Source organism: Mesorhizobium sp. M6A.T.Ce.TU.016.01.1.1 (assembly GCF_003997065.1).
Classification (GTDB): Bacteria; Pseudomonadota; Alphaproteobacteria; order Rhizobiales; family Rhizobiaceae; genus Mesorhizobium; species Mesorhizobium mediterraneum.
Genome location: NZ_RZTJ01000081.1, coordinates 1 through 1,465 on the forward strand (window position 1 = coordinate 1; position 1,465 = coordinate 1,465).

Below are 1,465 nucleotides of genomic sequence, written 5' to 3' on the forward strand. Positions count from 1 at the left end.
CTCCTGCGCGCTTCGCTGAGCATCAAGGCTGTCGGCGCCAACTCCGACCAGACCGCTGGCATCAGCATCGTGCGTCGCGCGCTGCAGGCTCCGGCTCGCCAGATCGCGGCCAACGCCGGTGCGGAAGCATCGATCGTTGCCGGCAAGATCCTCGAGAACACGGGCGCGACGTTCGGCTTCAACGCCCAGACCGGCGAATATGGCGACATGATCGCCATGGGTATCGTCGATCCGGTCAAGGTCGTGCGCACCGCTCTCCAGGACGCGGCCTCGGTCGCCGGCCTGCTGGTCACCACCGAAGCCATGATCGCGGAGGCTCCGAAGAAGGAGTCGGCCGGCGGCGGCATGCCTGGCGGCATGGGCGGCGGCGGCATGGGCGGCATGGGTGGTATGGGTGGCTTCTAATCCAACCCATCAGTCTTCAGATACGGAAAGGGCGGCGGCGACGCCGCCCTTTTCTTTGGCGCGAACCTTGGTCCGAAAAAACGATCAGCGCGACCGCCCGCCATCGGATGCAAATTTTCAAAGCGACGTTCCTCGCATGGTTGTCGACGGCGGTGTCCAGAACGTCCAAGGATTCTCCAGTCGAGGACACCCTCCGGGTGCAACGCATGAACGCTGTGAAAGAGGCTGAGGGCCAATTCCTGTGCTGAGTTCTCTCCGAGCCATCGCCTTGCTCCATTCTTGGCACCTGCCGTTGAGCGTTGGGCGACTGCGAAGGAAAGAGTAGTGAAAGGGTCAGACGTTGCGATGGGCCGACCCGGCACCACGGGCCCACCCACTACATCGGCTGGCTGCATGCGAACAAAACGATCGAAGCACCAGCCCGAAGCGTAGCCCTTTTTACCGGCAGCTGAAAATCCAGGTCCATCAAGAGCATGAATCGGTCACCTGTGATCGATTCAGAAAACGCGTTGGACGCGCCTGATATACTCAGGGAACGTGAAGTATGAACAGGGGCGGCCACCATCTTCATTGCATTGTGAATCTTCTGCGGCTGCGCGATGGGCACAACAAAGTCGGCTGTGCGGGCCATATGATCGTCATGGCGATCGCACTGAAAGCAGGACAGGAGATCGAGAGCGCGGGCCGGGAGGTCGGCGGTGAGCCGCTGGCGTCGTGGCTTCTAAGACATCAACGTCTTCGAAAACCGTTGGAGAATACCTGGGGGCGGGTGGACGAAAGCGTGCGATCGGCCTAGACGACATTCGCACCTCCCCAAGTCCGCCGAGAGCACTATGAAGCAGCAGCGACCCTTTGTCGTCGGGATCAAACAGAAGCGTGGGTCTCGTGAACCGGCCACAGTCAATCTGGGCCGGCATCGACCTGGCCGCCATCAAGGACGCTTTGCAAAATTCCCGCCGCGAAGAACGGTGTCAATGAACGCGGGAACTCGTCATTGGTCAAACTTAGAAGCATCCCGACGCCGCTGAGACGGGCGAGCAGGTACTTATCACGAGAACAG

The 1,465-nt window shown here is 60.8% G+C and carries 2 protein-coding genes; both read left to right on the top strand.

Translation table 11 applies throughout. The features are described from left to right. Window positions 1–405, top strand: a 405-nt coding sequence (locus EOC94_RS33280) for a TCP-1/cpn60 chaperonin family protein (RefSeq protein WP_281032986.1), incomplete at its 5' end; no start/stop codon positions are given. 544 nt (window positions 406–949) lie between these two features. Then, a complete protein-coding gene (locus tag EOC94_RS33285; RefSeq protein WP_127295858.1) occupies window positions 950–1,201 on the top strand; it encodes a hypothetical protein in 252 nt (83 codons plus the stop codon). Window positions 1,202–1,465: the final 264 nt, after the last annotated feature.

Coding starts and splice junctions, on each gene's coding strand:
- EOC94_RS33285 (WP_127295858.1), top strand. CDS start 950: ATGAACAGGGGCGGCCACCATCTTCATTGCATTGTGAATCTTCTGCGG.